Genomic DNA, 4,694 nt, shown 5'->3' on the forward strand with positions numbered 1-4,694 from the left:
GCATGGGGTTCGTCCCCGGAGCGAAGGCGTTCACCGCCGCGGTCCTCGGCGGCATCGGCAACGTGCGCGGGGCGATGCTCGGCGGCCTGCTCCTCGGATTGGTGGAAAGCTACGGCGGATACATCTTCCAGGCGTCCTACAAGGACGTGATCGCTTTCCTGGTCCTGGTCGGCATCCTGATGATCCGACCGTCCGGCCTGCTCGGGGAACGTCTGGGGAGGGCAGCGTGAGCGCTGCGACGTCGTCCGCCCGCCCGCCGACCGCCGGGGCGCCGCTCCCGCCCGCCGGGGCGGGTGGCGAGCCTGGTGGCGGCCCGGCGGGCGCATTGCTGCGTCCGGCCGTGCTGTTCTCCCCGGCCCGGCTGCGCCAGCTCGGGGTACTGCTGCTGGTGGGTGTGCTCGCCGCGGTGGTGACCGGTCCGGCCGGGGGCTCCGACAAACCGCTGAAGGCATTTCAGGATTCGGTGCTGGACGCGCGGATCCTGCCCTACCTGGGGCTCGCCGTCGCGTTGTGGATCGTCCTGGCGCTCGGCGTCGAATTGCGGGGCGCGGCGGGCCGGCTGGCGGCCGGCCTCCGGGGGCCGGTGAGTGCGGCCTACGCCACCCGGGGCGGCCCGATCGCGCTGAACCTGACGCTCCTGGCGGTAGCGATCATTGCCCCGCTGGTCGTCTCGACCGCCGCGCAGCAGTCGATGGTCAACGACATCGGCATCTACGCGCTGCTCGCACTGGGCCTGAACGTCGTGGTCGGCTACGCCGGCCTGCTCGACCTCGGCTACATCGCCTTCTTCGCCATCGGTGCCTACACGACGGCCTACTTCACCTCACAGACCGCGATGCCGTGGCACGCGCCTTTCGTGCTCAACCCGTTCTTCGTCTTCCCGATTGCGCTGGTCCTCGCCGCGCTCGCCGGCGTCGTCCTGGGCGCGCCGACGCTGCGGCTGCGGGGTGACTACCTGGCGATCGTCACGCTCGGTTTCGGTGAGATCATCCATCTGATCGCGAACAACGCCGACAACATCACGAACGGTGCCCGGGGGGCCTTCGGCGTTCCGCACCTGTCGATCAACCTGCTCGGCCTCGACTACGAGTGGGGCATCGACCCGCTACCGTATTATTACCTGCTCCTGGTCATCATCGTCGGAGTCATGATCGCCTTCGGTCGGCTGGAACGGTCCAGGATCGGCCGGGCCTGGGCGGCGATCCGCGAGGACGAGATCGCCGCCGAGGCGACCGGGGTCGCGACCCTGCGGATGAAGCTGCTCGCCTTCGCTATCGGCGCCTCGGTGTCGGGCTTCGCCGGCGTGCTCTTCGCCTCCAAACAGTTCTTCAACCCGCAGAGCTTCAGCCTGCAGGCGTCGTTCTTCGTCGTCGCCGTCGTCATCTTCGGCGGGATGGGTTCCCGGCTCGGGGTGGTGGTCGGTGCCGTCGTCCTCCAGGGCATCGCCTTCTACCTGCGCGACAAGGTCCCGCCCGCGGACCGGTACATCTACTTCGGGGCCGTCATCGTGATCATGATGATCTTCCGTCCGCAGGGACTCGTGCCGTCGCGCCGACGGCGTCGGGAGATCCAGCTTGCGGAGGCCGGCATCGGCGCGGCGGACTCCCTGGGCGCCGCGCCCACGGGAGGCAAGCCGTGACCAGGGGCGGAGCGCACCGCGTCTCGCCGCCGGGACACCGGCGCTCCCGGGGCCGGCAGCGCGGGGACAGCCAGGGCCGCGGGGACGCCGGGCGCGGCGGAGGCCCGGAGGACCTGGTGGTGGAGGCCCGCGGCCTGGCGCTGCGGTTCGGGGGTGTGACCAGCCTCGACGGCGTCTCACTGCGCCAGCGCCGAGGCGAGATCCTGGCGGTGATCGGACCGAACGGGGCCGGCAAGACCTCGCTGTTCAACTGCCTCACCGGGGCATACCGCCCGCAGCAGGGATCGGTCACCTTCTGGCCCCGGCCCGGCTGGCCGGCCGAGCTGGTGGGGCGCCGCCCGCACGCCATCACCCGGCTCGGCGTCGCCCGGACCTTCCAGAACATCCGGCTCTTCCCCGCTCTGTCGGCGCTGGAGAACGTCCAGATCGGGACCGAGGTGCGGCAGCGGTACGGGCCGCTGGCCGCGGTGCTGGGGCTGCCGGGCGCCCGGCGGGCCGAGCGTGACGGCGTGCGGCACGCGCTGGAGCTGCTCGAGCTCGTGGGCCTGCCGCACCGGGCGCACGAGCTCGCCGCGTCGCTGCCCTACGGCGAGCAACGCCGGCTGGAGATCGCCCGGGCGCTCGGTACCGAGCCGCGCCTGCTGCTGCTCGACGAGCCCGCGGCCGGCACGAACCCGGCGGAGAAGCGCGACCTGGTGGAGCTGATCATCCGGATCGCGGGCACCGGGGTGTCGGTCCTGCTCATCGAGCATGACATGCGGCTGGTCATGTCGGTGGCGACCTCGGTGGTGGTGCTCAACTTCGGCCGGATCATCGCGTCCGGCACGCCGGCGGAGGTCCAGCGGGACCCGGCGGTCATCGAGGCGTACCTGGGCCTAGCCGACGCCGGCGCGGCGGATCCCGATACGGCGGATCCCAGCCCGGCCGGCCCTGCCGGGTGGAAGGAATTGCGCTGATGCTGCTGACTCTGGCCGGTGTCGAGGTCGCCTACGGCGCCGTCACCGCCCTGCGCGGCGTCAGCCTGGAGGTGGCTGAGGGCGAGATCGTCACCCTGCTCGGAGCCAACGGCGCCGGCAAGACGACCACGCTGCGGACGATCTCCGGACTGCTGCGGCCCCGGGCGGGACAGGCGTGGCTGGACGGTCGCCCGTTGTCGTCGATTCCGGCGCACGAACTCGTCGGCCGGGGGGTGAGCCACGTGCCCGAGGGTCGGCGGATCTTCCCGAGCATGAGTGTCCGCGAGAACCTCCTGATGGGCGCTTACCACGATCGCCGGCACGTGCGGACCGACCTCGACCGGGTGTTCGCGCTCTTCCCCCGGCTGGCCGAGCGGGTCGCGCAGCCGGGAGGCACGTTGTCCGGCGGCGAGCAGCAGATGCTCGCGATCGGACGCGCGCTGATGAGCCGTCCCCGGCTGATGCTCCTCGACGAGCCGTCGATGGGGTTGGCCCCGATGATCGTTCAGACCATCTTCGAGGTGATCGCGGAGATCAACCGGGAGGGGGTCGCGGTGCTGCTGGTCGAGCAGAACGCGGCCTCGGCGCTGCGGATCGCGGGCCGTGGCTACGTGCTGGAGACCGGCGAGGTCGTGCTGGCGGGCACCGCCGCGAGCCTGCTGGCCGACGACCGGGTCCGGCAGGCCTACCTCGGCGAGGACGTCGGCGGCCGGACCACCGCGGGCTGAACCGCCCGCGACCGCGGCTCCGCCCGTCGCCACATCGGCGAGAAACCGCCGTGGCGTGCCGTGGTCAGGTCACCGAGCGTTGGGGGCGCCGGCCGGTGAGCCGAGGACGCGGTCGAGGTACGCGTTCGCGAACACCCCGGTCGGGTCGGCGGCGTCGCGCACGGCCAGGAAGTCGTCGAAACGGGGATAGAGCCCACGCAGCGTCGCCGCGTCCAGCGAATGCAGTTTGCCCCAGTGCGGCCGGCCGCCGACCGACAACATGATTTTCTCGGCGAGGTCGAAGTAGTCGCCGTGCGCACCGCGGTGATCCATGTGCACGGCGATGTAGGCGGTGCCGCGGCCGTACGCCGTCGACATCGGGATCTCGTCCGCGGCGGCGCATCGGACCTCCACCGGGAAGACGGCGCGCACGTCCGCGCTCCCCATGGCGTAGACCAGCTCACGCAGCGTCGCGGCGAGATCGGCACGGGGGAGGGCGTACTCCATCTCCTTGAACCGGACCCGGCGGTGGGAGGTGAACACCCGGTAGGACAGGTCGCGGAACGTGCGGCTGCCCGACGCCCGCGCGCTGACGTGCGCGATGGGCCGCACCGCCGCGGGCATCCGCCGGCCCGTCGTCATCAGCGCGCCAAAGAGGGTGTTCGACACCAGTTCGTCGTCGACCCAGCAGCGCAGCCGGGGCAGCGGCGCCAGGCCGTCGTCGAGCGGACGCCGCTGACCGCGTCTGACCAGGGCCGTCGTGGTGTGCGGAAACCACGAGAAGCGAAGGTAGTCGGTCTGGTCGACGAGCTCGTCGTAGGAGTCGAGGACCTTGTCCAGGCGCATCGGGCCCTCCTGGACCTGCAGGGCGAACAGCGGCACCGCCTGCAGGGTGACCGACGTGACGACGCCGACGGCACCCAGGCCCAGCCGGGCGGCGGCGAACAACTCGGGACGTTCGCCGCGTGAACAGGTGACCACGCTGCCGTCGCCGAGCACCACCTCGAGCGCCCGGACCTGGGTGCACAGGCCACCGAAGCGGGCCCCGGTGCCGTGGGTGCCGGTTGAGATGGCACCCGCGATGGTCACCTCGTCGACGTCGCCCTGGTTGGTCAGGGCGAGCCCGGCCTCCGCGAGCAGCCGGTTCAGCCGGCGCATGGTCATCCCACCGCGCACCGTCACCAGGCCGCTGCCGCCGTCCAGGGCAACGAGGTCGGCGCACCTGTCCAGGCAGACCTGGACGGAGCCCGGGTCCGGGCGGCCGATGGCGCTCATGGAATGGGACGATCCGATCGCTCGGATCTGATGACCGTCCCGGACGGCGGTACCGACCAGGGCGGAGATCTCCTCCGCGTCGCGGGGGCGGGCGAGGCGCACCGACCGGGGGGACGT

General features: G+C 71.9%; 5 protein-coding genes. 4 read left to right on the forward strand and 1 reads right to left on the reverse strand.

Features of this window, described 5'->3' with window-relative positions; translation table 11 throughout:
* The 4 genes from ACY45C_RS09750 to ACY45C_RS09765 all read left to right on the forward strand — a co-directional run.
* Nucleotides 1-230: ABC transporter permease subunit (locus ACY45C_RS09750; protein ID WP_462187299.1), on the forward strand; the 230-nt coding region annotated here is incomplete at its 5' end.
* The gene (locus tag ACY45C_RS09755; protein WP_462187300.1) at nucleotides 227-1,639 is read left to right on the forward strand and encodes a branched-chain amino acid ABC transporter permease; all 1,413 of its coding nucleotides are present in this window, start codon (nucleotides 227-229) and stop codon (nucleotides 1,637-1,639) included. The genes ACY45C_RS09750 and ACY45C_RS09755, both read left to right, overlap by 4 nt.
* Nucleotides 1,636-2,595 (forward strand): ABC transporter ATP-binding protein, encoded by a 960-nt coding sequence (locus ACY45C_RS09760; protein ID WP_462187301.1) that lies wholly within the window; start codon nucleotides 1,636-1,638, stop codon nucleotides 2,593-2,595. The genes ACY45C_RS09755 and ACY45C_RS09760 overlap by 4 nt, the downstream gene beginning before the upstream one ends.
* Nucleotides 2,595-3,323 carry an ABC transporter ATP-binding protein gene (locus tag ACY45C_RS09765; protein WP_462187302.1) on the forward strand — a complete coding sequence of 243 codons (729 nt, stop codon included), beginning with the start codon at nucleotides 2,595-2,597 and terminating at the stop codon, nucleotides 3,321-3,323. Before ACY45C_RS09760 ends, ACY45C_RS09765 begins: the two co-directional genes overlap by 1 nt.
* 69 nt (nucleotides 3,324-3,392) lie before the next feature.
* Here the strand turns inward: ACY45C_RS09765 and ACY45C_RS09770 are convergent, their stop codons facing one another.
* Complete coding sequence (locus ACY45C_RS09770; protein WP_462187310.1) at nucleotides 3,393-4,679, reverse strand: D-arabinono-1,4-lactone oxidase; 1,287 nt, start codon at nucleotides 4,677-4,679, stop codon at nucleotides 3,393-3,395.
* Between the last annotated feature and the right edge of the window lie 15 nt (nucleotides 4,680-4,694).

The sequence above is a fragment of the Frankia sp. CcWB2 genome (assembly GCF_977927585.1).

Coding starts and splice junctions, on each gene's coding strand:
- ACY45C_RS09765 (WP_462187302.1), top strand. CDS start 2,595: ATGCTGCTGACTCTGGCCGGTGTCGAGGTCGCCTACGGCGCCGTCACC.